Genomic DNA, 24,462 nt, shown 5'->3' with positions numbered 1-24,462 from the left:
CATGACCGACCGGCCGACCCGCACCCCCGGCCTGGAACTCCGCGACCTGTACGCCGGATACCCCGGCCGCCCCGTCGTGCGGGACGTCTCCCTCACCGTGCCCGCCGGGCGGGTCGCCGCGATCGTGGGCCCCAACGGCTGCGGCAAATCCACCCTGTTGCGCGCCGCCGCCCGGCTGCACGCCCCGGACTCCGGCACCGTGCACGCCGACGGCGCCGACCTCTGGGCCCTCGGCCGCCGCCGCGCCGCCCACCACGTCGCCCTGCTGCCGCAGTCGCCCCGCGCCCCCGAGGCGGTCACCGTCGCCGGACTCGTCCGCTACGGGCGCCACCCCCACCAGGGACTGCTGCGCCAGTGGTCACGCGAGGACGAGGCGGCCGTCCGCGCCGCGCTGGACGCGACCGGCACCACCACGCTCGCCACCGAACGCCTCGACCGGCTCTCCGGCGGCCAGCGCCAACGCTGCTGGCTGGCGATGGTCCTGGCCCAGCACACCCCGGTCGTGCTGCTCGACGAGCCCACCAGCGCCCTCGACCTCGGCCACGCCGTCGACGTCCTCACCCTCGTCCGCGAGGTGGCCGCCGCCGGCCGCACCGTCGTGATGGTCCTGCACGATCTGGCGGCCGCCGCCCGCTACGCCGACACCGTCGTCGCGATGAAGGACGGCCGCGTCGTCGCCCAGGGCGCCCCGTCGGACATCGTGGACGCGGCGCTGGTCAAGGAGGTGTACGGGCTGGACGCCGACATCCTGCGGGCCCCGGGCGACGGGGCGCCGGTCGTCGTCCCCCGCGCGGGCGCACCGCTGCCGGCGGCCGGCTGACGTGCGGTGACCACGGTGCGGGGCGGCGGACGCGCCGCCGCCCCGCACTCCGCCGGACCGCGCCCGGCCAGGTCGCGTCCCGCGGTTCGAAGGGCCCGGGTCCGGCCGCGCTCCGGCCGGACGCCGGGTCAGCGGGGACCGGCCAGGGCCTCCGCCGCGGCGACGCCGGAGGCGGCCGTCGCCCCGTGCGTGAAGAGCCGCACCGCCCCGGGCACCTCCGCCCCGGGCAGCCCCATCTCCACCACGACCGCGTCCGGCCGCGCCGTCACGAGCGAGGTGAGCGCGTCGGCCATCCAGCCGTGCCGTGCGGCGTCGCGCACCACCACGACCAGCGGCCGCCCCGTGGCCGGGGCCAGCGCCCGCTCCTCCAGCACCCCGGGACGGCCGGTCACCTCGTGGCGGGGGATCCGTACGGACGTGGTGCCGGGCAGCCGCTCGCGCAGCGGCGCGGCGACGCCCCACGGCGTGGCGTTGCCGACCGCGAGGTTGGTGGACGGCACCAGCTCCACCACATGCGCCGGCGCGGCCAGCGGCAGCACCCCGTCGCCCGCGCCGCTGATCCGCAGGGCGCGCCGCGCGGCGACGAAACCGATGTCGCGGCTGACCGGATCGGCGGGCACCGAGCGGCGCAGCGCGGCCGACCAGCGGGCGAACCCGCCGACCCGCTCGGCCGCCTCGGCCAGCCGCTCCGGCGGCAGCGTGCCCGCGGACGCGGCGGCCACCAACGCGCCGACCAGCAGTTCCGCGGTGTCCTCCCCGGCGTTCTCGCCGCCGACGCAGAGCGCGTCGGCACCCGCGGTGATCGCCCGCACGGCGGCGCCGTCGATGCCGTAGAGACCGGTGACGGCGCCCATCTCGATGGCGTCGGTGACGATCAGCCCGTCGAAGCCCAGCTCCCCGCGGAGCAGATCGATCAGGATCCGGCGGCTGAGCGTGGCGGGCACCTCCCCGTCGTAGGCGGGGACCAGGAGGTGGGCGCTCATGACCGCGCGGACGCCCGCGTCGAGGGCGGCGCGGAACGGCGGCAGCGCCTGCGCCGCGATCTCCTCGGCGCTGGCGTCGTAACGGGGCAGCCCGTGGTGGGAGTCGACGGCGACGTCCCCGTGACCGGGGAAGTGCTTGGCGCACGCGGCGACCCCGGCGGACTGGAGGCCGCGCACCCACGAGGAGGCGTGCCGGGAGACCACCTTGGCGTCCACCCCGAACGACCGGACGCCGATGATGGGGTTGTCGGGGTTGGAGTTGACGTCGACGCTGGGCGCGTAGTCCAGGCTCACCCCGGCGGCGTGCAGTTGGCGTCCGAGGTCCCGGGCGACGGCCTCGGTCAGCTCGGTGTCGTCGACGGCGCCGAGCGCGAAGTTGCCGGGCCGGGTGGCTCCGGTCGCCGCCTCCAGCCGGGTGACGTCACCGGCCTCCTCGTCGATGGCGATGATCAACTCGGGGTTCTCCGCGCGTAGTTGCGCCGCGAGCTGCGCCACCTGCTCCACGCTGGTGATGTTCCGGGTGAAGAGCACCACGGAGGAGAGTCCCTCGGCGATGGCGCGCAGGATCCACGGCGGCGCCACGGTGCCGGTGAACCCGGGCTGGAGGACGGAGAGGGCGAGCCGCCGCAGTTCCTTGCTGTGCATGGTGGAGGACATCGACCGGCCTTCCGGGTAGTGCCGACAATGTTCATTGGTACAGGCCAATGGATATTGGCCTGTACCAATTGCCGCTGTCAAGGATGCCCGCCGCCGGGCCCGACGGCCACCTCCGTGCCGCCCCGTTTCCCGGCCGTCCGTCCCGCCGCCGCCCGGCGCCCCTTCGGGGCGAGGGTCAACTGCCGCTCCCGCCCCGTTCGTTGACGCCGCGTCGAATCTCGGACGAGTGTTGACATGCTGGCGTGGTCTAGTCCACTTTGGTGTGACGCGAGTGAAGCAAGGGGCAGTTGTGACCCGCCCCCGGGCAGCGCGGCACACCCGCCGCCGCTGCCGGGAAGGGCCGGCCCCTCCCGGTACGGGGCGCCGCGCGGCGCCCCGCCCCGGCACTTGACCCGCCTGGCGACCACCGTCCTCACGGTGCCGGGCGAGCGCCCGCCGCCCCCGTCACCACCCGCACCGACTCCTTCCGCACGCGCATCCCTCCCGACCGACGGCCGTCCGTGCCGCCGCGCCCCGCGCGGCCCCCCACCGCCACCGACGCGCCCGTCCGGACCTCCCGCACCCGCCGCCCGCCCCACCGGGCCCGGCGCGGCGCACCCGGGAAACGGCCCCGCGGCCACCGGACCTTCGAGCTTTGGAGTGCACACATGCCGGCCCCCGGCCACCTGTACCGAGCACCTTCCGCCGTCCCGTACTTCAGCGCGGACGCCGACACCTACCTGGCCCGCACCCCGCTGCGCGACCTCACCAAGACCCGCCCGCTGCGGGTGCTGTCCGAGGCCGACTTCGCCCACTGGCAGACCTACGGATACGTCATCGTCCGCGAGGCCGTCCCCGCCGCCGCGGCGGCCCGGCTCCTCGACTTCGCCTGGGAGTTCCAGGGCCTCGACCCCGCCCGCCCCGACACCTGGTACCAGGACCGCCCCTACCGCTCGGAACTCGACCGTGAACTGCACATCTACGGCTTCGTCGAGGCGTACCACCACCAACTGCTGTGGGACAGCCGGCAGGCGCGGCGGGTCCACGACGCGTTCACCGACGTCTGGGACTGCGAAGAACTGTGGGTCACGCTGGACCGCCTCAACCTCAACCCGCCCAACATCAACAACCGCGACCGCGCGCTGATCCCCGCCACCGACCGGGGATTCGACATCACGCTCCACTGGGACATCGATACCTCCCTCGGCGTCCTGCCCCAGCGCGTCCAGGGAATCATCGCCCTGAACGACACCGACCCCGCCACCGGCGGATTCCAGTGCGCCCCGGAACTCTTCCGCGATTTCGACCGCTGGAAAGCCCGCCAGCCACCGGGCCGCGACCCGATCCGGCCCCGTATCGACCCGGCCGAAATTCCCGTCGTCCGCCCCGAATTGCGCGCCGGTGACCTGTTGATATGGAATGGCGCACTCGCGCACGGCGTCGCCCCGAACACCTCCGACGGCGGTGTCCGGGCGGTCCAATATCTCTCGATGATGCCCGCCCTCGAATCCCACGAGGAATTGCGCCGCTCCCGTATCGATTCCTGGCGCCATCTGCGGACCCCGGAATGGAACGCGACGCTGCTCGGCGACGTGTTCCGGCATGAATCCCTCCGCTACGGCCGGGCCACGCTCAATCCGCTCGGCGCCAAACTGCTGGGCCTCGAATCCTGGCACGCCGACCCCACCGCACAGCCGACCGGAGACGGGGCATGGACCGCATCTGTCTGACCCTTCCCACCAACCGGGAATGCGCCGCGACCCTCACCGCACTCGGCGAGGAAGCCGCCTTTGCCGCCGCACACTTCGGCGTCGAGGTCGATCTGCTGATCCTCGACTCCGCGGGCGCCGCGGACCGTGCCCGCCACGCCCGCGCGGCCCGCGCCGCCGCCGGCGCCCACGTCACCGTCCACCACCTCGACGAAGCCGCCCAACGCGACTTCCTGCGGCGCGCCATCGCCCGCGCCGGACTGGCCAAACCCGAGCTGCTGCTCGACCTGATGCTCCCCGGCCGGCTCTCCTACGGCGCCTGCACCAACCGCGCCTTCCTCCTCGCCGCCGCCCTCGGCTGCCGCTCCGTCCACCGCCGGGACTCCGACAGCCGCTACCAGACCCACCACGGCGAGCCCGTGTACCCGATCCACCACGAACTGCTCACCCTCGGCAGACCCGCCCGCGACGCGGCCGGCGCCGTCACCGCGAACGCCCTCGACGCCGCACACGCCGGTAAACCCGTGGTGATGGCCGGCGCCTCCTTCGTCGGCGAACTCTCCGTCGACATCGGGGAAATCCTCGCCACCGACCCCGACGCCTACCGGGAAATCGTCGGACTGTGGGCCCCCGAAAGCTGGTCCGCGGCAGAGAAGAAGGAATTGGCGGACGTCTCCTTCCGCGGCGCCGGAACCGCCCCTTTCACCGGTGACCGTTCCGTTCTGGAACTCGTCGACCCCATGGACGTCGACATGTGCAACATCGGCTTCCACCGTATTCAGGAAGACGTCCCGCTGCCCCCGGCCACCGACACCATCGGCAGCGACTATCTCCTCTTCCACCTCGCCCGCAGCGCCACTCTCCCCGGCGTGCGGCACAACCGCCATATCGTCAACTACTACACGAAAGAGCGCCGCACCGACGCCGGATTCCTCGCCTATCAACTGCGGTTCGTGAAATTCCTCCTCTCCATGCTGTACCTCCACCACCTCTACGACCGGATGGCGCACGCCGGAGCCGCCCTGCTCGACGCGGACGAGCGGGTGCGCGCCGCCGACATCGCCCTCTTCGCCCGGGAGAGCGCCCACCTCGACCCGGCGGAGAACCGGCGCCGGCTCACCGTCCTCGACCGCTGCTACCGCCGCCTCGGCGGGCGCTACGCGGAGGTCGCCGACCACCTCGTCACCCACCGCGCCCGGCTGCTCGACGAAGCCCGCCGCGACATCGAGGACTTCGCCCTGCTCACCGAGGTGTGGCAGCCCCTCGTCGCGGCGAGCGCGGCGACCGCCGTACCCCGCCCGGGCCGGGAGCGCGGATGAACGGCCCCGGCACCCGGCTGCGTACCGCCCTCGCCGCCACCGACGACGACCGCCTCCTGCTCGACCTCACCGGCATCGAGGAACGCTACGACGCGCTCATCCGCGAACTGCCCGGCACCGACGTCCGGTTCGCCCTCAAGGCGTGCCCCGCCGACGAGGTCCTGACCCGCCTCGCCCGGCGCGGCGCGGGCGTCGACGCGGCGAGCCCCCGCGAGATCACCCAGGCGCTCACCGCCGGCGTCCCGCCCGCCCGCATCCACTACGGCAACACCGTCAAATCCGACCACGACATCGCCCGCGCCCACCGCCTGGGCATCACCGACTTCGCCACCGACAGCGCCGAGGACGTCGCCGCCCTCGCCGCCCACGCCCCCGGCGCCCGCGTCTTCTGCCGCCTCGCCACCGACGGCGACGGCGCCCTGTGGGGCCTGACCGGCAAGAACGGCTGCTCCGCCGAGGACGCCGTCCGCGTCCTGGAAACCGCCCGGGACGCCGGACTGACCCCCGCCGGACTCTCCGTCCACGTCGGCTCGCAGCAGATGACCGCCGGCGCCTGGCGCACCGCACTCGACCGCCTCGCCGCCGTCCTCACCGCCCTGCGGCACCGCGGCATCACCCCCGACCACCTCAACCTCGGCGGCGGACTGCCCGCCCTCGGCTACCGCGACCGGCACGGACGCGACCTCGACCCGCCGCTCGACAAGATCTTCGCCGTCCTCCGCGAGGGCATGCGGCACCTCTCCGACGCCGCCGCCCGCCCGCTGGACTTCCGTATCGAACCGGGCCGCCACCTCGTCGCCGACCATGGCGCCATCCGCGCCCACGTCAGCCGCCTCGCCACCCGCCGCGCCCCCGACGGCACACCCCGCCACTGGCTCTACCTCAGTTGCGGCAAGTTCAACGGGCTCTACGAGATGGACGCCGTGCAGTACCGCCTCGTCTTCCCCACCCGGCCGGACAGCCGCACCGTGCCCGCCGTCGTCGCCGGACCCACCTGCGACAGCGACGACGCCTTCTCGTCCGGCCACCCCGTCCCCGTCCCGGCGGACGCCGCCTCCGGCGACCCCGTCTGGATCCTCTCCACCGGCGCGTACGCCCTCAGCTACATGACCCGCCAGTTCAACGGCTTCGACCCGCTCCCGTACACCTGCGTCACCGGCGACGGCGCGCGGGCACCCGAAAGGCGGCCGGCAGATGAGACCTGACGTGCGGATACGGCAGCTCGCCGACGGCGACTGGGACGCCCTGACCGCCCTGGAGGCGGCCACCTACACCCCCCTCGGCCTCTCCGAGGGCCGCGCCGCCCTCCGGTCCCGGGCCCGCGTCTCCCCGGCGACCTGCTTCGCCGCCGAGACCGGCGGGCGCCTCGCGGGCTATCTGCTGGCCCTGCCCTACCCGCCCCACGCCCACCCGCGGCTCACCCGCGCCGAGGACCGCGCCTTCGTCTCCCGCAACCTCCACCTCCACGACCTCGTCATCGCCCCGCCGCAGCGCCGCCGCGGACTGGCCGGGCTGCTGCTGGAGAGGCTGACGGCCACCGCGCACGGCTACGACCAGATCTCCCTGATCGCCGTCGGCGGCAGCCACCCCTTCTGGGCGGCCCACGGCTTCACCGCCGACCCCGAGACCGCCCCCGGCCCCGACTACGGACCGGACGCCGTCCGCATGGTCCGCCCGCTGCCCCCGCCCGCCGGACACGCCGCCGGAGCGCGGCGCCCCCTGCGCCACCGCCCCGCCGCGCCCCGTGAAGTGAGCTGATCGCGTGTTCCGACTCGACGACCCGTTCCGCCGCGCCCTGGGCGCCATCGCCGCGCTCTTCTGCTGCCTGGGCTTCCAGTACGCCACCTGGACCGCGCGGCTGCCGCAGCTCAAGGCCGACCTGGGCCTGAGCGCCGCCGAGGTCGGGCTGCTGCTGATGGCCGCCGGAGTGGGCGCCGCCGTGTCGTTCCCGCTGGTCGCGGCGGTGATGCGGCGCCTGGGCTCGTACCGGCTCGCGCCGCTGGCGGCCCTCGGCCTGGCCCTCGCCCTCCTCGCACTGGCCGCCGCGCCGAACTACCCGGCCGCCCTGGCGGTGATGTGCGTCGACGGCGTCCTGGTGGGCTGCTTGAACGTGGCGATGAACGCGCAGGGCGCCGCACTGGAAGCCGCGCACGAACGCACCGCCATGGCCCGGCTGCACGCCGTCTTCAGCGGCGGCTCCCTGGCCGCCGCACTGCTCGCCTCCGCCACCCACGCCCTCACCCCGTCCGTGGCCGCGCACTTCACCGTCGCCGCCGTCCTGCTGCTGGCACTGGTCGCCTTCGCGGCGCCGCGGCTGCTGCGGGAGGAGCCGCCCGCGGCGGACGACGGCAAGGAGAAGGCGGAGCGGCCCCGCCGCACCTGGCGGCTGCCGACCGCGATGACGCTGTGGATGTGCTGCGCGATGGTCTTCGGCACCATCACCGAGGGCGCCATGAACGACTGGTCCGCGCTGTACCTGACGGACGCGGTGCACGCCTCCGCGCAGGTCGCGCCGCTGGGCATCGCCGTCGTCTCCGGAATGATGGTGATCGCGCGGCTCTTCGCCGACGGCTGGCGCAGCCGCTTCGGTGACGGCCGCGTCGTCCGGGCCGGCGCCACCCTCGCGGGCGCCGGGCTCACCCTGGCCCTGCTGAGCGGCGGTGTCGTCCCGGCGCTGCTCGGCTTCGCCTGCGTCGGCCTCGGCGTCGCCGCGGTCACCCCGTGCGTCTACGTCGCCGCCGCGCGGCAGGGCTCCGACGCCCTCACCCTCGTCGCCGCCATGGGCACCACCGGACTGCTCGCCGGACCGCCGCTGATCGGCTTCCTCGCGGGCGCCGCCGGACTGGTCTGGGGGATGGCCGCCGTCGCCGCGTCGGCGCTGGTGGTCGCGGTGTGCGCCACCCGCATCCGCTGGCCGCGGCCCGCCTTGAGCGGTCACGCCGCGGGGCCGGGGGAGAGCCCGGCGGCATGACGAAGGGGGCCTTTCCGTCCTCCGCCGAACCGGCGGATCACGGAAAGGCCCCCTTCATCAGGTCAGGACCGGGCGTCCTCGGCTTCCTGCTTCGCGCGCTCCGCCGCCTGCTTCTCCTTGATGCGCACGGCCTCCTTGCGCACCTCGGCCTGGGTGGCACGCTCACGGACCAGCCACTCGGGCTGCTCCTGCTTCAGCGCCTCGATCTGCTCGGTGGTCAGCGGCTCGGTGACGCCGCCCCGGGCGAGCCCCGCGATGGAGACGCCGAGCTTCGCCGCCACCACCGGGCGCGGGTGCGGGCCGTTGCGGCGCAGCTCCGCCAGCCACTGCGGCGGCTCGGCCTGGAGCGCGTTCAGCTCCGCGCGGGTCACCACGCCCTCCTGGAACGCGGCGGGCGTGGCCTGGAGGTACACGCCCAGCTTCTTGGCCGCCGTCGCGGGCTTCATGGTCTGGGTGGTCTGCTGGGACTTCATGAGGTCAAGGGTATCGAGCGCCGGGAGGGCCGCCGACCACGACCGGATACCCTGGCGGCGTGACAGGCTCGGAAGTAACCCCGTCGTTCCGCCTCGCGTACGTCCCCGGCGTGATCCCCGGCAAATGGGTGCGGATCTGGCAGGAGCGGCTGCCGGACGTCCCCCTCACCCTCGTACCGGTTCCCGCCGCCGACGCCCACGCGACGCTGCGCGCCCGCGAGGCGGAGGCGGGCTTCGTCCGGCTGCCCGTCGACGGCGACGATCTCCACGCCATCCCGCTCTACACCGAGACGACCGTCGTCGTGGTCCCCAAGGACCACCTGATCACGGCCGCCGAGGAGGTCACCACGGCCGATCTGGCCGACGAGACGGTGCTGCACCCCCTCGATGACACCCTCGGCTGGGAGACCCTGCCCGGCGAGGCGGCCTTCACCCGCCCGGAGACCACCGCGGACGCGATCGAGCTGGTCGCCGCCGGGATCGGACTGCTCGCCGTCCCGCAGTCCCTCGCCCGCCTCCACCACCGCCGCGACCTCACCTACCGGCCGCTCACCGACGCCCCGGTCTCCCGCGTCGCCCTGTCCTGGCCCAAGGACGACCCGGCCGAGCTGGTCGAGGACCTCATCGGCATCGTCCGCGGCCGCACCGTCAACAGCACCCGCGGCCGCCCCGCCGCCCGCCCGGCCGAGGACCGTACGGGCGAGAAGCGCCGTACCGCCGCCAAGGGGCAGAACGGCTCCGCCCGCAAGAGCGGCGGCACGGGCCGAGGCGCCGCCAAGGGCCGTACCGCCCGCTCCGGCGGCGCGAAGAGCACCCACCGCGGCGCGCCCCGCCGCAAGCCGTAGCTGTAGCCGTAGCCGTACGGAGAGCGCCGGGCCGACCGGCCCCACGGCGTGACGGAGCGGGCCCGGCCGGAGCAGCGGTGCTCCGGCCGGGCCCGCTCCCGTACCTCCCTCAGTCCCGCGACCCGGCCGGCTGCGGCTCCGTGCCGTCGTCGACCGGGACGCCCAGAGGACGGGCGAGACCGACCACGCCCTCGTCGAGGCGCTGGAGGTGGCGCAGCACGCGGGAGGCGACCGAACCGGTCGGCGGGGTGCGGCTGCCCTCCTCCTTCAAAATCGCGGCGATGCTGGCGCCGGCGCCGACCTTCGCCCCGGTCGGCTCGTCGCGGACATGGGCCGCGACCACCTCGATGTTGCGGGCGATCCGCTGCCCGGCCCGGCCCAGCCGCGGATCGGCGGCGACGTTCCGGCTGTCCGGCACCAGCTCCGCGGTGGCCGCCAGCGACCGGGCGTGGAACGCGGAGGTCTCCAGCAGCGCCACCAGATAGCGCGCGGTACGGCGCCGTCCGCGCAGCGGGGTGATCGGATGCGTCAGCGGCTTGGTCGACGCCCGCAGCTCGTCCAGCGCGGTGTCCAGATCCCGCGCCCGGCCCAGCAGATCGGACGCGGGGCCGCCGCAGAGCTGCTCCACCGCCGCCGACACCACGTCGCCGAGCCGGTCCAGGACGGTGCCCAGCAGTTCGTCGGTACGGCTGTCGGTGTGCACCGGCAGCACCACCATCGCGGCGATGATCCCGCAGACCGCCCCCAGCGCCGTCTCCTCGATGCGCAGCACCAGCACATCGAGGCTGTAGGTGTTCAGCAGCGTGTAGAGCATCCCCAGCATCGCCGTGACGAAGAACGACATCAGCGCGTACGACAGGGGAGCGGTGAAGAACATCGCGAAGATGAAGAGCAGGACGAGGGCGAACGCGATCCAGGTGTGGCCGCCGACCAGACCGGCCAGCGCCACACCGGCGACCACGCCGAGGACGGTGCCGAGCACCCGGCGGTAGCCCTTCACCAGGATCTCGCCGGTGGACGCGGTGTTGAGGAAGACCACCCAGCAGGTCAGCACCGCCCAGTACCAGCGCTGGGTGGAGAGGAACTCACCGCCGATGATGGCCAGCACCGAGCCGACCGCCACCTGGAACGCGGCGCGGGTGGTGGGCCGCTGCAACCCCGTCCGGTCCTCCTCCGGCTCCTCCTCGGCGCCGGCGAGCGCCACGTCCTCCGCGTCGAACTCCTCACGGGAACGGGTCGTCGCCGGGGAGTCGTTGGACTCGTCCTGCGGCCCGTCGAGCGCCAGCCGCAGACCCATGACGGCGCGGGCGACCTCACCCAGACCGCGGAAGACGTCCTGGACGGCGGTCGAGGCGCGCGGCAGCTTCTCCTCGTCGCGGTAGCCCAGCAACCGGTTGCGGACATGGGCGACGGCGGTGCCCCGGTCGGCGGAGGCGGGCCGGGAGACGAGGTGGTGCAGGGCGTTCAGATCGCGGCGGAGGGTCGCGGTGACCTTGGCGTCCGCGGCGATGAGGTCGGGCCCCGACGCCGTCACCGTCGCGTTGGGCAGATGCAGCGTCAAGGTGTTGGCGCGCTCCGCGCTGCGGGCGTTGAGCAGCAGCACCCCCAGCCGCTCGGTGGCGATCTCGGCGTCCGCGATACGCCGCTCCAGCAGCGCCGCGGTGGCGGTGTCCCGGGTGCCCTCCTCCAGCCGGTCCTGGATCATCAACGCGGCCTCGTGCAGCCGGGCGGTGCGCTCGCGCAGATCGGCGACGACGCCGTCCAACTCCTCGGGCCCGGCGTCCAGCAGCTCGATCTGGCTGGTCACCAACTGCGCCAGCCTCGCCCGGAACGCGTCGCGCAGCCGCCGCAGGATGCGCTGCGGCGTCTCCGGGACGACGGCGAACCGGACGACGGCGCTGCACGCGAAGGCCAGGACCAGCGTCAGACAGAGCATCGGCAGCCCCTCGACGGACGAGCCGACGAAGAGCGAGACGAAGTAGATCTGGAAGCCGATGAGCCCCAGCGCGGTGCCGCGGTCGCCGAAGCGCCGGCAGTAGACCGCGCCGAAGATCAGCAGGATGAAGAAGACGTCACCCGCGATGATGCGGGAGTTGAGGAGGGTGCTGAGCGCCACCGCCGCCAGCGCCACGGGCAGCCCCAGCGCCAGCGTCACCGCCTGATCGCGGACCTGCTTCTCCTTGATGGCGAAGGTCGCGACCATCGCCGTCATCGCCCCCGCGACGGTGTGGGTCATATCGGTGCCGAGCGCCGTCAGCACCACGAGGGTCAGCGCGATGGCCGCGACCGTGCGCAGCCCCGCCATCAGCCGCAGCAGTCCGGGGTCGGATGCCGCGAATCGGTCCCACGCACCGCTCGCACCCCGCCGTATCCCTGCGCTCACGCTCTCCCCACCTCTGCCCTGACCTGCGGATGCCTCAGCATGGCATGCGGTTCTCCCGTCGCACAGAGCCGGTCGTCCGGGTGAACACACCGCGACGGCCTCCGGCCCGGCGCGCCGCCGGAGCGAGGGGCCACGCCGGGCGCGCGGAGCCGGGCCGCGCCGGTGTCCGCCGTCCGAACACGGCCTGGACCGGCAGGGGTTGACGTGTTACTCATGGTGACGACCGGTGGGCGCACGGTGCTCGCGCCGTACGCGGGGGCGCGCGCCCGCGCACCGCCGTCCCGTACGCGACATCCGCCGCCGCGGCCGTGCGCGACGCCACCGGCCGACCCGTCCGTGAGACCCGAGGAGCTGCCCGATGCCCAAGTCCGTCGCCGCCGTACTGCGTTCCACCGGTGCGCCGCTCTCCGTCGAGACCATCGACGTGGCGCCGCCCCGGGCGGACGAGGTACGGGTGAAGGTGGCCGCCTCCGGTGTCTGCCACACCGACACGGGGCTGATGGCCACCGCCCAGGAGGGGCAGTTGCCGCTCATCCTCGGGCACGAGGGCGCGGGCGTGGTGGCGGAGGTCGGCCGGGACGTCACCGGCGTGACGGTCGGCGACCGGGTCGTCCTCAGCTACGCCTACTGCGGTGCGTGCGTCCGCTGCGTCGCCGGGCAGTACGTCCACTGCCGCAGCGTGATGGCGCTGAACTTCGGCGGCACCCGCGCGGACGGGAGCACCGCCTACAGCTACCGGGGCGCCCCGCTCCGAGGGCACTTCTTCGGGCAGTCGTCCTGGTCGGGCCAGATCATCACCTCACCGCGCAACCTCATCCGGGTCGACGACGACCTGCCGCTGGCACGGCTGGCCCCGCTGGGCTGCGGGGTACAGACCGGCGCGGGCGCGGTCCTCAACACCCTCGATCCGATGCCCGGCAGCTCCCTCGCCGTGTTCGGCGCCGGCTCCGTCGGCCTCTCGGCGGTGATGGCCGCGAAGGTCGCCGGCTGCGCCGTGATCGTCGCCGTCGAGCCCCGTGCGGACCGGCGCGCCCTCGCTCTGGAGCTGGGCGCCACCCACGCCCTCGATCCCGTGGCCGCCGACGCCGCCGCGGAGATCATCCGGCTCACCGGCGGGGGAGCGGACCACTCCGTCGAATGCGTCGGTCTGCCGGGTGTCCTGCGCCAGGCCCTGGAGTGTCTGGCCTCGCCGGGCGTCTGCGCCACCGTCGGATTCCGGGGCGCCGAGAACGACATCACCATCAACCAGGGGCATCTGCTCTTCGGCCGCTCTCTGGTCGGTGTCGTCGAGGGGGACGCGGATCCGCATGAATTCATCCCGCGGCTGATCGCACTGCACCGCGCGGGGCGTTTCCCCTTCGACCGGCTCCTCACCGAGTTCCCCGTCGAGAAGATCAACGAGGCGATCGACGCGGCACACCACGGAGCGGTCGTCAAGCCCGTGGTCATCTTTCCCGGATGACGGACATACAGGTCTCCGCCCGGTACCCGGGCCGGGCAATTCCGTTCACCCTCCGTGCACCCCGGTAATTCGGACGTGGTAAAGAATGCGTTAGGACATGCACCCATACAGTCTTACCGCGTGTCCTCGGAGTGAGCGGTCCTCCCATGTGGCCGCCCCGCAAGGGTATTTGGAGTACAAATCTTGAAAATTGGTATCAAAGGTATGCGGCGGTCCGGCGCGGCAGTCGTAACCGCCGGTGCCGTCCTGTCCGCCGGTGTGTTCGCCGCACCGGCACAGGCGGCCGCCCCCAAGGCGCCGTCGATCGTCGCCAAGGGCGGCTTCGTGATGAACTACGGCACGGGTCAGGCGCTCTACAACAAGGCCGCCGACACCCGTCGCTCCACCGGTTCCACCACCAAGATCATGACTGCCCGGGTGGTGCTGGCCCAGAGGGGGCTGAACCTCGACTCCAAGGTCACGATCCAGAAGGCGTACAGCGACTACATCGTCCGCAACAACGCCTCCTCGGCTCACCTGATCGTCGGTGACAAGGCCACCGTCCGTCAGCTTCTGTACGGCCTGCTGCTGCCGTCCGGCTGCGACGCGGCGTACGCCCTCGCCGACAAGTTCGGCAGCGGCTCCACCCGCGCCGCCCGGGTGAAGTCGTTCATCGGCAAGATGAACGCCACCGCCCGGAGCCTGGGCATGAAGAACACGCACTTCGACTCCTTCGACGGCATCAGCAACGGTTCGAACTACTCGACCCCGCGCGATCTGTCCAAGCTCGCCACCAGCGCGCTGCGGTACTCCACGTTCCGTAAGGTCGTGGGGACGAAGGCGACGAAGCGGCACACCCTCATGAAGAACGGGGGCTACCGCACGATGTCGTGGCAGAACACCAACAACCTGCTCAGCAGCTACTCCGGCGCCATCGGGGTCAAGACCGGTTCCGGTCCGCAGGCCAAGTACTGCCTCGTCTTCGCCGCCACCCGTGGGGGCAAGACCGTCGTCGGCACCGTCCTGACGTCCTCGTCGGTCGCCAACCGCACGGCGGACGCCAAGAAGCTGCTGGACTACGGCTTCAAGCGGTAATCGCGGTATCCGTCCGGGGCGGTTGACCGGACGGGGTGAGGGCCCGCCCATGACCTGCAGGTCATGGGCGGGCCCTGCGCCGTTCGCGCTCATCGGATTGTTAACGCGCGACGTTAGCCGAGTGTTAGTGGATCTTTAGAAACACCCAGCAGACTCACGCGCAGGGAAAGCGCGCGGGGCGCCGGTCCGCCGGTTGTCACCACTGCCCCGCCCCGCTTCCCGGAACGTTCCGTGAAACAACAGGAGTTGATGAATATGCGTGGTCTGCGTATCGCGGCCTTCGCCTCGGCCGCCGTCGCCGTGGCTGCCGTCACGGGTGCGGGTGTCGCCTCCGCGTCCCCGGCCGACGCGACCGCCACCGCCGCCTCCGCCTGCGCCCCGGGCACCCTGAAGGTCGGCAAGGCGTACCTGCCCGAGGGTTCCGGCGGGATGAACCACGCGGGCATCTACCTGGTGGCCAAGAACACCGGCAAGAAGACCTGCGTCATCAAGGGCTACCCGGGCCTGGCGCTGGAGGGCAAGGGCCACTCGGGCCTCAAGACCTCCGTGCACCACGGCAACACCTACTACTCCAAGGACGGTGGCGCCCGCGCCATCACCCTCAAGCCGGGCAAGGCCGCCTACGCCAACCTCGCCTGGACCCACAGCGGTGCGAACGCCGCCCAGGCCAAGTACCTCCAGGTCTCCCCGACCGGCAGCAACGCCCACGGCGTCATAGCCCTGGACGACCTCGTCGACAACCACAAGCTCGACGTGACCGCCTGGGCCGCCAAGAAGCCGAAGGTGAACTGAGGCCGATCCCTGTGGCCGGGCCCCGGATCAGCGTCCCTGGAGTGACTTGGCGTTGTCCCCGAAGGTCCAGCCCTTGGAACCGTCCCAGTTGACCGACCAGGTCATCAGTCCCTTGAGGCCGTTGTTGTAGTGCTGCCACGCCTGGGACACCTGACCGGGCGCCAGGTAACCTCCCCCGGCGCCCGGTTGGGCGGGCAGCCCCGGCACCTGCTTGTCGTAGGGCACCTTGATCGTCGTGCCCTGCACCGTCAGGCCCTTGTTCAGGCAGTCGGTCTGCGCGGTGAACCCCTCGACGGTGCCCGCCTCGTACGAGTCGCCGGAGCAGCCGTACATGCTGCCGTTGTAGTACTGCATGTTCAGCCACCACAGCCGGCCGTTGTCCGCGTACTTCTTCACGATGGGCAGGTACGCGCCCCAGATCGAGCCGTAGGTGACGCTGCCGCCGGTGACGTACGCCGTCTCCGGGGCCATGGTCAGGCCGAAGCCGTCGGGCATCTTGGCGAGGATGCCGTCGATGATGCGGATCAGGTTGGCCTGCGAGGGCGAGAGCGCGTTGATGTCGCCGCTGCCGGACAGGCCCGTCTCGATGTCGATGTCGATGCCGTCGAAGTGGTACTTCTGCAGGATCGGCACGATCGTGGCGACGAACTTGTCGGCGACCGCCTCCGAGCTGAGGTCGATGCCCGCGGTCGCGCCGCCGATCGACATCAGCACCGTCATCCCGTCGGCCTTCGCCCGGCACATCTCCTCGGGCGTCGGCACCTTCACCGTCGCGTCCATCCCGTCCTCCCACAGCGCGGTGCCGTCCGAGAGGACCACGGGGAAGGCGGCGTTGAGGACGTTGTAGCCGTGCGCGGCCATCCGGGAGTCGGTGACCGGGATCCAGCCGAGCGGCGGGTGCACGCCGTTGGCGGCGCCGTCCCAGTTCTCCCAGTAGCCCTGGAGGACCTTTCCGGCGGGCTTGGGCTTCACCCCGCAGTCGGCCGTGGTGCGCGGCGCGGGGGAGGCGGCGGCCGGGGCGGTGGGGACGGCGGCGGTCAGCAGTGGCGCGGCGACGGCCAGGGCCAGACCTGCTCTGCGCAGGCGTGACGTGCGACGACCGGACATGGCGGCTCCTCGTCCGTGCGGGGCGATGGTTCGCGGTGGCGGACCGGGCGGCGGGCCCGGACGGGCAGGTACGGCGGTGCGGCGGCCAACAACGTAAGGTGGTCCAGACCTCTCGTCAATAGGTCTGGACCAGAACGGTTCCGGAGGTGCCGGCCGACGGGCCACCGGCGTCCGTGTGGCCCGGCCGTCCGCTTCGCGGCCGTGCTCAGTCCCGGCGCGCCACCACCAGCCGGCACCGCGGCGCACCGTCCGGCCGCGTCCCCAGCTCCGGCAGCGCCCGCAGCCCGACCGCGAAACCGGCCCGCTCCAGCGCCGCGCGGACCTCACCCGGCCGGAACGGCCGGTAGTACATGACGAACGGCGGCCGCCACACCGCGTTGCGCACCCGCATCGCCCCGTCGAACGCCCACAGCGCCCAGTACGCCGCCGAACCGGGCCGGGCCGGCGCCACGACCGGGAAGACGAACCGGCCGCCCGGCCGCAGCACGCCCCGCACCTGCGCGAACAGCCCCGGCCACTCCCGCGGCAGGAAGTGCCCGAACGCGCCGAAACTCACCGCCAGATCGAAGACCGGGGCGAAGGGCAGCGCCCGCGCGTCCCCGCGCACCCACACCGTCCGGGGACCGTCGCCACCGCCGTCTCCTTCGCCGAGCGCGGCGCGGCCCACCGCGAGCATCCCGGCGCTGCGGTCCACCCCGACCACGCGCCGCCCGCACACCCGCCGCAGCATCTCCGTCCCCGCACCGGTGCCGCAGCAGACGTCGAGCCCGTCCGCGAAGGGGCCGTACTCCGCCAGCGCCGCCGCCGTCGCGTCCAGCACCGCGGGCTGCGTACGGAACGGCGTGTGGTCGAACTTGGGGGCCAGCAGGTCGTAACCCCGCTCGACGGAGGAGAGCGCCTGCGCGGCCAGCTCGCGGAACGTGGGGCCTTCACGGGTGAACATGGCGGCTCAGCATAGGGGCGGCGGTCGGCCGGGCGGTCGTGGACGCGGTCCGGTGGGGTCGTGGACGCTGCCGGTCGGTGGGGTCGGTGGGGTCGGTGGGGTCGGTGGGGTCGGCGGGCGCCTCGGCCGGGCGGCTGCTCGCGCCGTGGGCCCGGCCGCGCGTGCCGGGGGCCGCGCCCGGCACGGCCGTTCGCCCCGCGGACCCGGCCGCCCCGCCTGCGGCCGTCGTCATCCGTCCTCACGCGCTCCCCAGGACCTCCGCGAGGTCGTACCGCACCGGTTCGGCCAGTTGGGCGTAGGTGCAGCTCTCCGGGGTGCGGTCCGGGCGCCAGCGGCGGAACTGCGCGGTGTGGCGGAAGCGGTCGCCCTGCATGTGGTCGTAGGCAACCTCCAGTACGCGGTCGGGGCGCAGCGGCAGCCAGGACAGGTCCTTGGTGCCCGTCCACCGGCTCGGGCCGCCCGGCAACCGGCCGGACGCCTGGGCCTCCTCGCTCGTCCACGCCTCCCAGGGGTGCCCGGCCACCGACGGCATCAGCAGCGGCGTGAGCTCCGCCATCAGCTCCTGGCGCCGCCGCATCGGGAACGACGCGCATACCCCGACGTGCTGCAGCCGCCCCGCGTCGTCGTACAGACCCAGCAGCAGCGAGCCGACCACCGGTCCGCTCTTGTGGTGCCGCAGCCCGGCCACCACGCAGTCGGCGGTCCGCTCGTGCTTGACCTTCGTCATCACCCGTTCGCCGGGCCGGTAGGGCGACCGCGGCGGTTTGGCGACAACGCCGTCCAGCCCGGCGCCCTCGAACCGCTCGAACCACTCCCGGGCCAGCTCCGTGTCGTCGGTGGCGGGCGCCGTGAAGACCGGCGCGTCCGCCTCCCGCAACGCCGTGACCAGCGCGGTCCGCCGCGTGAGCTGCGGCTCGGACAGCAACGACGCGTCGCCGAGCGCCAGGACGTCGAACGCCACGAAGCTCGCCGGGGTCACCTCGGCGAGGTGGCGCACCCGGGAGGCGGCCGGATGGATCCGCTCCAGCAGCGCGTCGAAGTCCAGCCGCCCCTCCCGGGCGATGACGATCTCCCCGTCCAGGACGCACCGGCGCGGCACCCGCGTCCGCAGCGCCTCGACGACCTCGGGGAAGTAGCGGGTCAGCGGCTTGCCGGAGCGGCTGCCCAGCTCGATCTCGTCGCCGTCGCGGAAGACGATCGCCCGGAATCCGTCCCACTTCGCCTCGTACAGGAAGCCCGGCGGGATGGCCGCGGCGCTCTTGGCGAGCATCGGTTTGACGGGGGGCATCACCGGGAGGTCCATGCACCGGATTGTCCGGCGAAGGGCGGACGGGCGCCCGCCGGGCGGCTCCGCCACGGTCCCCTTAGCGTGGCCCCATGGCAGACGCACTGGAGCTGACCGCGGGCGGCCGCACGGTCCGGGTGACCCACCCGGACAAGGTTTTCTTCCCCGAACGCGGCTTCACCAAGGGCGACGTCGCCCGCTACTACCTCGCCGTCGGCGAGGGCATCCTGCGCGCCCTGCGCGACCGCCCGACGACCCTGCAACGCCACCCGGACGGCGTCACCGGCGAGTCCTTCTTCCAAAAACGCGCGCCCAAGAACCTCCCCGACTGGATCCCCACCGGCCGGATCGCCTTCCCCAGCGGCCGGTACGCCGACGAGATCTGCCCCACCGAACCCGCCGCCGTCCTGTGGGCCGCCAACCTCGGCTGCCTCACCTTCCACCCCTGGCCGGTGCGGCGCGCCGACACCGAACACCCCGACGAACTCCGTATCGACCTCGACCCGCAGCCCGGCACCGACTACGCCGACGCGGTCCGCGCCGCCCTCGAACTCCGCGACGTCCTCGACGGTCTGGGCCTGACCGGCCGGCCCAAGACCTCCGGCGGCCGCGGTCTCCACGTCTTCGTGCCGATCGTCCCCGAGTGGGACTTCACGCAGGTACGGCGCGCCGCCATCGCCGTCGCCCGGGAACTGGAGCGCCGCGCGCCCGACCGGATCACCACCGCCTGGTGGAAGGAGGAGCGCGGCGCCAAGATCTTCGTGGACTACAACCAGACCGCCCGGGACCGCACCATCGCCAGCGCCTACTCCGTACGCCCCTCCGCCCGCGCCCCAGTCTCCGCGCCGCTGACCTGGGAGGAGGTCCCGGACGCCGTTCCCGAGGACTTCGACATCGTCACCATGCCGGAGCGGTTCGCCGCCCTCGGCGATCTGCACGCCGGTATGGACGACGAGGCGTTCCGGCTGGACGACGCGCTGGAACTGGCCGCCCGCGACGAACGCGACCACGGCCTCGGCGATCTGCCCTACCCGCCCGAACACCCGAAGATGAAGGGCGAACCCAAGCGGGTCCAGCCGAGCCGGGCGCGGAAATGACGTCCGCCGGACGGTGAGGCGCCGACGGCCGCCGCCCAAAGGCGCGCGGGTGCCCGCGTCCCCGCTCTCACCGTCCCCGGTCCGCCCCGCCCACGTCCTGCACCAGCGGCAGCATCCGGTGCGGCACCCGCTCCCGCAGCGCCACCTCGGTGCGGGTGCGGACCACGCCCGGCAGGCTGATGAGCCGCTGGATGACGTCCTCCAGATGCTCCGCGTCCCGGGCGACGACCCGGGCCAGCAGATCGCCGCCGCCGGTCGTGGAGAACGCCTCGATGATCTGCGGCACCTCCGCCAGCGCGTCGGCGACCTCCTCCAGATGCCCCTGCTCCACCTCGATATGGGCGAACGCCAGCACCGGGTGGTCCAGCGCGGCGGGGGACAGACGCGGAGCGTACGCGGTGATGACACCGTCGCGTTCCATCCGGTCCAGCCGCGCCTGGACGGTCCCGCGGGCCACGCCCAGCAGCCGTGCGTACTCCCGCACGCTGGTCCGCGGCGCCTCCAGCAGCAGCCCCAGAATCTTCGCGTCCAAGGCGTCCACGGCCATGTTCCAGGGCCTTTCCAGGGGCGGTGTCCGACCCCGGGACTGTATCAACGGCCCAGCTCAGCGGCGTGGTGAGGCCGCGCCGGGTACGCCGGCCCGCTCATCCGGCCGTCCGGAAGGACCGCCCGCCGCGCGCCCGGCCCGGCTCAGGGGAAGGAGACCACCGTCGACGGCACGGTGGTGTCGCCCGACGTCGGACCGCCCACCCCGTTGACGACGTGCTCGTACTGGCCCTTGCCGCCCAGCGACACCACCAGCAGCCCGTGCAGCTTGACGCCCGGCTTCTCGGGGACGGCGAAGCCGTGGTCCTGCCGGATCGACGGGTCGACGTTGTAGAAGCAGTAACTGCCCAGGCCCCAGCCCTCGTGCTCGGTGACCTCGCCGTCGACGAGGTACGCGGCGAAGCCCTTGGTGTCGCCGTCCTGGACCGCCGCCTGGTTCGGCGCGTCGTACGCCTTCTCGTTCTGGAAGAAGATCGTGCGGCCCCGCTCACCGAGCCAGTGCACGTCGTACTTGTTGAAGTGCTCGACGAACAGGCCGGTCGCCAGCACGCCGTCACCGTTGACGCGTACGCCGTAGTCCGCGCGGTTGACGTCCCAGCCCACGCCCTCGCCGTGGTCGGCGCGCCACACCCAGGTGTGGTCGATGACCGTGTCGTTGCTGTTGATCACGATCGCGCAGGTCACCTTGCCGGGCCCGGCGCCGCCGACCCGCGCGAACACGTCCTGCACCGTCGTCGGGTTCGCCGCGTGGCTCGCCGACGCGCCCTCGGGGCCGACCTCCAGCAGCGCGGGGGAGTTCTCCGGCCCGGCGTCGAGCAGGAAACCGGCGAGCCGCACCCCGTCGACGTCGGCGACCTTCAGCGCCGTCACACCGTTCCGCGGTATCAGCGTGGCGTAGCCCAGGCCCAGCACGACGGTGTCGGGGCGCTTGACCTCGACGGTCTCGTCCAGGTGGTAGACGCCGGGCGTCAGCAGCAGATGGAGCCCCTGGTCGAGGGCGGCGTTGAGGGTCGCCGCGTCCGCGTCCGGCTTCGCCACGTAGAACTTCTCCAGCGGCAGCGAGGTGCCCCGGGGCGTGCCGTTGCCCCAGCTCGTGCCGCGGGCGTCGGTGCGCTTCTCGGGGACGAACACCTTGTACGCGTCGCCGTCGAGGTACAGGAACGGCTTCTCGCGGGAGAGGGGGGTGTGCTCCAGCGTGGTGAACGGCGGGTCGGGGAAGGTCTGCGCCGGGGAGCCCTCGACTCCGGAGAAGACCATGTTCCACACGGCGCCCTCCCAGCCGCCGAGCGCGCTGTCGCGGGTGTACCACTGCTGCTGCGAGCGGGGCTCCACGGTGCCGTCGATACGGCTGTCGGCGATGTAGCCGCCGCTGGCCCAGCCGTCCCCGTCCGGCGCGAGGTTCAGCCCGCCCTTGACGTGCATCCGCCGGAACGGCGCCGCCTGCGCGACCGCCCACCGGTTGGTCCCGCTGACCGGCTTCAGCGCCAGATTCTCCGCCGAACGCCAGAAGTTCTGGGTGGCGTTGCCGTCGAACCAGCCCGCGTCCACGGTGACATCGCCGTTGATCGTGGTGTCGTCGGGCGACAGCCCCAGACCCGCGATCGAGGTGTAGAACCCGAGCTGCGCGTTGAGCCCGTCGTACGTGCCCGGCTTGAAGAACAGCGCGTAGCGACCGGTGCCGAACTGCGCCTTCTCCTGCTTGCGGAAGATCTCGTCGAGCTTGCCCTGGATACCGGGCGTGGCCGGGTCGAGGACGATGACGTTCTCGCCGAGGTCACCGCCGCCGGGCAGCGGCGCGGCGGCGCGCGCCGGGGCCGGGCGCGGGGCGGCGCAGGCGGTGGCCGGCAGGCCCGCCAGCGGCAGCGCGGCGGCCATCGACGCGAGGACGGCACGGCGCGGGAGGCCGGACGGCCGCTCAGGTGTGGGGGGAGTGGGCATGGAGCCCTCCTGATTCAGACAGTGAACACATGATGTGCCGGAGAGCGCTCTCTCGTGCGCAGCATCGTCATGGTGTGTGGACGGACCGTCAACCCTTCTGCCCGGCCCGGTCGTTCCCATTCCGGGTGCCTCGCGACTGGCCTGCGGGAATGCGATCCACGGCGGCGGGGGGCGCGGCGTACCTCCGGTGCACCAGCGTTCAGGAGATGTCGGCGGCGGGGGAGGGGTGCCGGTCCTGCCGCCGTGCCCGTCGGTGCGGTGCCGGTGCCCGTTTCCCGCCCGGGCCGGGTGGCGCCCCGCCGCAGCGCCCCCGGCCCGGCCGTTGGCCCCCTCCGGAGCCGCGTATTCCGCTCCGGGGTGTACCAATGGCCCAGTGGATCCGGCATCTGTTGAACCAATGGGCGGGCGGATGCTGAGATGGACCCGTCGATGGCGCTGCGGAACTCCGCGGCGCCTTTTTCATGCGCGCGACGGCCGCCCGGCCCACCGCGCACCGATGCGTACGGAGAGGAAGCGGTGCTGAAGAGGATGACGCTGCTGATGAGGAAGGTGTGGGTAGCGGACCCGGGACGGCAGCGGCTGCGCGCCGCGACCCGGGCCGTCCTCGGCATCGGCCTGGCGACCACCGCCTCGGGCCTTGCCGTCCACACCCTCACCGGGGCCATCGCCGGGGGACTCGCCGCACTGCTGGCGCTCTTCACCGTCGCCGACCCCACGGTGCGTGGCCAGGCCGTCACCACCGCGCTGCTGCCGGCCGCCGGGCTGCCCGTCCTGGCGCTCGCGGCGGGGCTGCACGGGCACCCCCTCTGGCGCGACGCGGCCTTCCTCGCCGTCATCGCCGCCGGGGTCTACGCCCGCCGCTGGGGGCCGCGCGGCCACGCCCTCGGGATCTTCGCGTTCATGATGTTCTTCATGGCGCAGTTCCTGCACGCCGCGCCCGGTCACCTGCCGCCGCTCGCCGCGGCGGTGCTCCTCGCCGTCGCCGTGTCCGCCGCCGTCCGCTTCGGTGCCTGGTGCTACGAACGGCGCCTGCGCCCGGCCCCCGCGCCCGCCGCGCCGCCGCCCGGCAGGGGACTGGCCCGCGCCACCACCCGGCAGGCCGTCCAGGCGACCGTGGCCTGCGCCGTCGCCCTCGCCGTCGGCCAGGCCGTCTCCGCCGACCGCTGGTACTGGGCCGTCGCCACCGTCTGGTGGGTCTTCGTGAACACCGCGTCGTGCGGCGAGACCCTGGTCCGCGGCTTCCGCCGGGTCCTGGGCACCGTCACCGGCATCGCCGCCGCACTCCTCCTCGCCGTCCCGCTGCACGGCGCCCCCGCCCCCACCGCCGTCCTCGTCGCCGGCTGCGTCTTCGGCCTCTTCTACACGGCACCGCTGTCGTACACGTACATGATGTTCTTCGTGACCGTCATGGCCGGACTGCTCTACGGGCTCCTCGGCGTCCTCCACCCCGGGCTGCTCGGGCTGCGGTTCGCCGAGACCGGCGTCGGCGCCCTCGCCGCCGCCGTGGCCGTCGTCCTCGTCCTGCCCGTCACCACCCACGCCACCACCAACGCGTGGATCCAGCGCGCCGTACGGTGCGTCCACGAGTGCACCGCGCAGGCCGTCGCCCGCCTCGGCGGCGCCCACGACGCGGACCCGGCCGCACGGATCGGTGAGCTGGAGGCCCTCCTCGGCAAGGTCCGCCTCTCCCTCGCGCCGCTGGTCCACCCCCTCAACCCGCTCCGCCACCGAAAGGCCCGCGCCCGCCAGGTCCTCGCCCTGCTGGACGCCTGCGCCCACGACGTCGCCGCCCTCGCGGCGCTCGCCCCCGCCGAGCGGACCGGCGCCGCGCACGACACCCGTCTCGCCGACGCCTGGCGCCGCGTCGAGGCCGCCGTGGACGCCCTGACCGCCCGCCACACCGCACCGGTGCCCGCACCCGCCCCGCCCGCCGGGGACGGCCCGCTCCTCCACCTGCACGGCCTGGAGCAGAAGCTCGCCGCGCTCGCCGCGCCGCTGGCCAGCCCGCCGCGCGCCCCGCTCGCCGGAGCCTGAGCCCGCGTCGTCGTCCCCGCAGCCGCCCGTCCACCCGCGCGGCGG

General features: G+C 73.4%; 20 protein-coding genes. 12 read left to right on the top strand and 8 right to left on the bottom strand.

Going from position 1 to position 24,462, the window contains the following annotated elements; translation table 11 throughout:
* The first annotated feature begins 1 nt into the window (after position 1).
* On the top strand, positions 2-820 hold the full coding sequence (locus ACGH2B_RS01205; RefSeq protein ID WP_399082605.1) for an ABC transporter ATP-binding protein: 819 nt from the start codon (positions 2-4) through the stop codon (positions 818-820).
* 128 nt (positions 821-948) lie between these two features.
* Here ACGH2B_RS01205 and ACGH2B_RS01200 read toward each other — a convergent pair whose 3' ends face one another.
* Entirely contained in the window at positions 949-2,460 is a 1,512-nt protein-coding gene (locus ACGH2B_RS01200) for a glycoside hydrolase family 3 protein (RefSeq protein ID WP_399082603.1), read from the bottom strand.
* Positions 2,461-3,107: 647 nt separating this feature from the next.
* Here ACGH2B_RS01200 and ACGH2B_RS01195 point away from each other — a divergent pair.
* From ACGH2B_RS01195 to ACGH2B_RS01175, 5 genes are read left to right on the top strand one after another with little or no spacing between them, the layout of a single operon-like run.
* Positions 3,108-4,169, top strand: a complete 1,062-nt coding sequence (locus tag ACGH2B_RS01195; RefSeq protein WP_399082600.1) for a phytanoyl-CoA dioxygenase family protein — start codon at positions 3,108-3,110, stop codon at positions 4,167-4,169.
* Entirely contained in the window at positions 4,151-5,467 is a 1,317-nt protein-coding gene (locus ACGH2B_RS01190) for a DUF6271 family protein (protein WP_399082597.1), read from the top strand. Before ACGH2B_RS01195 ends, ACGH2B_RS01190 begins: the two co-directional genes overlap by 19 nt.
* Entirely contained in the window at positions 5,464-6,672 is a 1,209-nt protein-coding gene (locus ACGH2B_RS01185; protein WP_399082594.1) for a type III PLP-dependent enzyme, read from the top strand. The genes ACGH2B_RS01190 and ACGH2B_RS01185 overlap by 4 nt, the downstream gene beginning before the upstream one ends.
* Positions 6,662-7,225, top strand: a complete 564-nt coding sequence (locus ACGH2B_RS01180) for a GNAT family N-acetyltransferase (protein WP_399082591.1) — start codon at positions 6,662-6,664, stop codon at positions 7,223-7,225. Before ACGH2B_RS01185 ends, ACGH2B_RS01180 begins: the two co-directional genes overlap by 11 nt.
* Before the next feature lie 4 nt (positions 7,226-7,229).
* On the top strand, positions 7,230-8,438 hold the full coding sequence (locus ACGH2B_RS01175) for an MFS transporter (RefSeq protein ID WP_399082588.1): 1,209 nt from the start codon (positions 7,230-7,232) through the stop codon (positions 8,436-8,438).
* A 62-nt stretch (positions 8,439-8,500) separates the two neighbouring features.
* Here ACGH2B_RS01175 and ACGH2B_RS01170 read toward each other — a convergent pair whose 3' ends face one another.
* The gene (locus ACGH2B_RS01170; protein ID WP_399082585.1) at positions 8,501-8,911 is read right to left on the bottom strand and encodes a DUF5997 family protein; all 411 of its coding nucleotides are present in this window, start codon (positions 8,909-8,911) and stop codon (positions 8,501-8,503) included.
* Positions 8,912-8,970: 59 nt separating this feature from the next.
* Here ACGH2B_RS01170 and ACGH2B_RS01165 point away from each other — a divergent pair, with 59 nt between their 5' ends.
* Complete coding sequence (locus ACGH2B_RS01165) at positions 8,971-9,756, top strand: LysR family substrate-binding domain-containing protein (RefSeq protein WP_399082582.1); 786 nt, start codon at positions 8,971-8,973, stop codon at positions 9,754-9,756.
* A 109-nt stretch (positions 9,757-9,865) separates the two neighbouring features.
* On the opposite strand, the gene ACGH2B_RS01160 is transcribed toward ACGH2B_RS01165, so the two are convergent.
* Positions 9,866-12,061: an FUSC family protein gene (locus tag ACGH2B_RS01160; protein WP_399096612.1), complete on the bottom strand. Its 2,196-nt coding sequence runs from the start codon at positions 12,059-12,061 to the stop codon at positions 9,866-9,868.
* Between the two features lie 436 nt (positions 12,062-12,497).
* Here ACGH2B_RS01160 and ACGH2B_RS01155 point away from each other — a divergent pair, with 436 nt between their 5' ends.
* The 3 genes from ACGH2B_RS01155 to ACGH2B_RS01145 all read left to right on the top strand — a co-directional run bounded on the left by ACGH2B_RS01155 (position 12,498) and on the right by ACGH2B_RS01145 (position 15,467).
* Complete coding sequence (locus ACGH2B_RS01155) at positions 12,498-13,601, top strand: NAD(P)-dependent alcohol dehydrogenase (protein ID WP_399082579.1); 1,104 nt, start codon at positions 12,498-12,500, stop codon at positions 13,599-13,601.
* Positions 13,602-13,805: 204 nt separating this feature from the next.
* The gene (locus ACGH2B_RS01150; protein ID WP_399082576.1) at positions 13,806-14,675 is read left to right on the top strand and encodes a D-alanyl-D-alanine carboxypeptidase family protein; all 870 of its coding nucleotides are present in this window, start codon (positions 13,806-13,808) and stop codon (positions 14,673-14,675) included.
* A gap of 255 nt (positions 14,676-14,930) precedes the next feature.
* Positions 14,931-15,467: a DUF4232 domain-containing protein gene (locus ACGH2B_RS01145; protein ID WP_399082573.1), complete on the top strand. Its 537-nt coding sequence runs from the start codon at positions 14,931-14,933 to the stop codon at positions 15,465-15,467.
* A 27-nt stretch (positions 15,468-15,494) separates the two neighbouring features.
* Here ACGH2B_RS01145 and ACGH2B_RS01140 read toward each other — a convergent pair whose 3' ends face one another.
* From ACGH2B_RS01140 to ACGH2B_RS01130, 3 genes are all read right to left on the bottom strand, one after another.
* Entirely contained in the window at positions 15,495-16,574 is a 1,080-nt protein-coding gene (locus tag ACGH2B_RS01140; RefSeq protein WP_399082570.1) for a chitinase, read from the bottom strand.
* 205 nt (positions 16,575-16,779) lie between these two features.
* Positions 16,780-17,517 (bottom strand): class I SAM-dependent methyltransferase, encoded by a 738-nt coding sequence (locus ACGH2B_RS01135; RefSeq protein WP_399082567.1) that lies wholly within the window; start codon positions 17,515-17,517, stop codon positions 16,780-16,782.
* A 238-nt stretch (positions 17,518-17,755) separates the two neighbouring features.
* Positions 17,756-18,820 (bottom strand): ATP-dependent DNA ligase, encoded by a 1,065-nt coding sequence (locus ACGH2B_RS01130; protein WP_399082564.1) that lies wholly within the window; start codon positions 18,818-18,820, stop codon positions 17,756-17,758.
* 74 nt (positions 18,821-18,894) lie between these two features.
* Between ACGH2B_RS01130 and ligD the strand changes: the two genes are divergently transcribed.
* Positions 18,895-19,899: a non-homologous end-joining DNA ligase gene (ligD, locus tag ACGH2B_RS01125; RefSeq protein WP_399082561.1), complete on the top strand. Its 1,005-nt coding sequence runs from the start codon at positions 18,895-18,897 to the stop codon at positions 19,897-19,899.
* A 67-nt stretch (positions 19,900-19,966) separates the two neighbouring features.
* Here ligD and ACGH2B_RS01120 read toward each other — a convergent pair whose 3' ends face one another.
* Both ACGH2B_RS01120 and ACGH2B_RS01115 read right to left on the bottom strand, forming a co-directional pair.
* Complete coding sequence (locus tag ACGH2B_RS01120) at positions 19,967-20,446, bottom strand: Lrp/AsnC family transcriptional regulator (protein ID WP_399082558.1); 480 nt, start codon at positions 20,444-20,446, stop codon at positions 19,967-19,969.
* A gap of 143 nt (positions 20,447-20,589) precedes the next feature.
* Complete coding sequence (locus ACGH2B_RS01115) at positions 20,590-22,383, bottom strand: coagulation factor 5/8 type domain-containing protein (protein ID WP_399082555.1); 1,794 nt, start codon at positions 22,381-22,383, stop codon at positions 20,590-20,592.
* 537 nt (positions 22,384-22,920) lie between these two features.
* On the opposite strand from ACGH2B_RS01115, the gene ACGH2B_RS01110 reads away from it, so the two are divergent.
* A complete protein-coding gene (locus ACGH2B_RS01110) occupies positions 22,921-24,417 on the top strand; it encodes an FUSC family protein (RefSeq protein ID WP_399096609.1) in 1,497 nt (498 codons plus the stop codon).
* Positions 24,418-24,462 lie beyond the last annotated feature (45 nt).

Source organism: Streptomyces sp. BBFR2, assembly GCF_044497305.1.
Lineage (GTDB): Bacteria > Actinomycetota > Actinomycetes > Streptomycetales > Streptomycetaceae > Streptomyces.
Note: the sequence above shows the minus strand (reverse complement) of the source record. Positions and strands in the feature narration are given on the sequence as shown.

What these genes read in the sequence shown, in the direction of transcription:
- ACGH2B_RS01205 (WP_399082605.1), top strand. Translation starts at nt 2, where the DNA reads ATGACCGACCGGCCGACCCGCACCCCCGGCCTGGAACTCCGCGACCTG.
- ACGH2B_RS01200 (WP_399082603.1), bottom strand. Translation starts at nt 2,460, where the DNA reads ATGTCCTCCACCATGCACAGCAAGGAACTGCGGCGGCTCGCCCTCTCC.
- ACGH2B_RS01195 (WP_399082600.1), top strand. Translation starts at nt 3,108, where the DNA reads ATGCCGGCCCCCGGCCACCTGTACCGAGCACCTTCCGCCGTCCCGTAC.
- ACGH2B_RS01190 (WP_399082597.1), top strand. Translation starts at nt 4,151, where the DNA reads ATGGACCGCATCTGTCTGACCCTTCCCACCAACCGGGAATGCGCCGCG.
- ACGH2B_RS01185 (WP_399082594.1), top strand. Translation starts at nt 5,464, where the DNA reads ATGAACGGCCCCGGCACCCGGCTGCGTACCGCCCTCGCCGCCACCGAC.
- ACGH2B_RS01180 (WP_399082591.1), top strand. Translation starts at nt 6,662, where the DNA reads ATGAGACCTGACGTGCGGATACGGCAGCTCGCCGACGGCGACTGGGAC.
- ACGH2B_RS01170 (WP_399082585.1), bottom strand. Translation starts at nt 8,911, where the DNA reads ATGAAGTCCCAGCAGACCACCCAGACCATGAAGCCCGCGACGGCGGCC.
- ACGH2B_RS01160 (WP_399096612.1), bottom strand. Translation starts at nt 12,061, where the DNA reads ATGGCGGGGCTGCGCACGGTCGCGGCCATCGCGCTGACCCTCGTGGTG.
- ACGH2B_RS01155 (WP_399082579.1), top strand. Translation starts at nt 12,498, where the DNA reads ATGCCCAAGTCCGTCGCCGCCGTACTGCGTTCCACCGGTGCGCCGCTC.
- ACGH2B_RS01150 (WP_399082576.1), top strand. Translation starts at nt 13,806, where the DNA reads ATGCGGCGGTCCGGCGCGGCAGTCGTAACCGCCGGTGCCGTCCTGTCC.
- ACGH2B_RS01145 (WP_399082573.1), top strand. Translation starts at nt 14,931, where the DNA reads ATGCGTGGTCTGCGTATCGCGGCCTTCGCCTCGGCCGCCGTCGCCGTG.
- ACGH2B_RS01140 (WP_399082570.1), bottom strand. Translation starts at nt 16,574, where the DNA reads ATGTCCGGTCGTCGCACGTCACGCCTGCGCAGAGCAGGTCTGGCCCTG.
- ACGH2B_RS01135 (WP_399082567.1), bottom strand. Translation starts at nt 17,517, where the DNA reads ATGTTCACCCGTGAAGGCCCCACGTTCCGCGAGCTGGCCGCGCAGGCG.
- ACGH2B_RS01130 (WP_399082564.1), bottom strand. Translation starts at nt 18,820, where the DNA reads ATGGACCTCCCGGTGATGCCCCCCGTCAAACCGATGCTCGCCAAGAGC.
- ligD (WP_399082561.1), top strand. Translation starts at nt 18,895, where the DNA reads ATGGCAGACGCACTGGAGCTGACCGCGGGCGGCCGCACGGTCCGGGTG.
- ACGH2B_RS01120 (WP_399082558.1), bottom strand. Translation starts at nt 20,446, where the DNA reads ATGGCCGTGGACGCCTTGGACGCGAAGATTCTGGGGCTGCTGCTGGAG.
- ACGH2B_RS01115 (WP_399082555.1), bottom strand. Translation starts at nt 22,383, where the DNA reads ATGCCCACTCCCCCCACACCTGAGCGGCCGTCCGGCCTCCCGCGCCGT.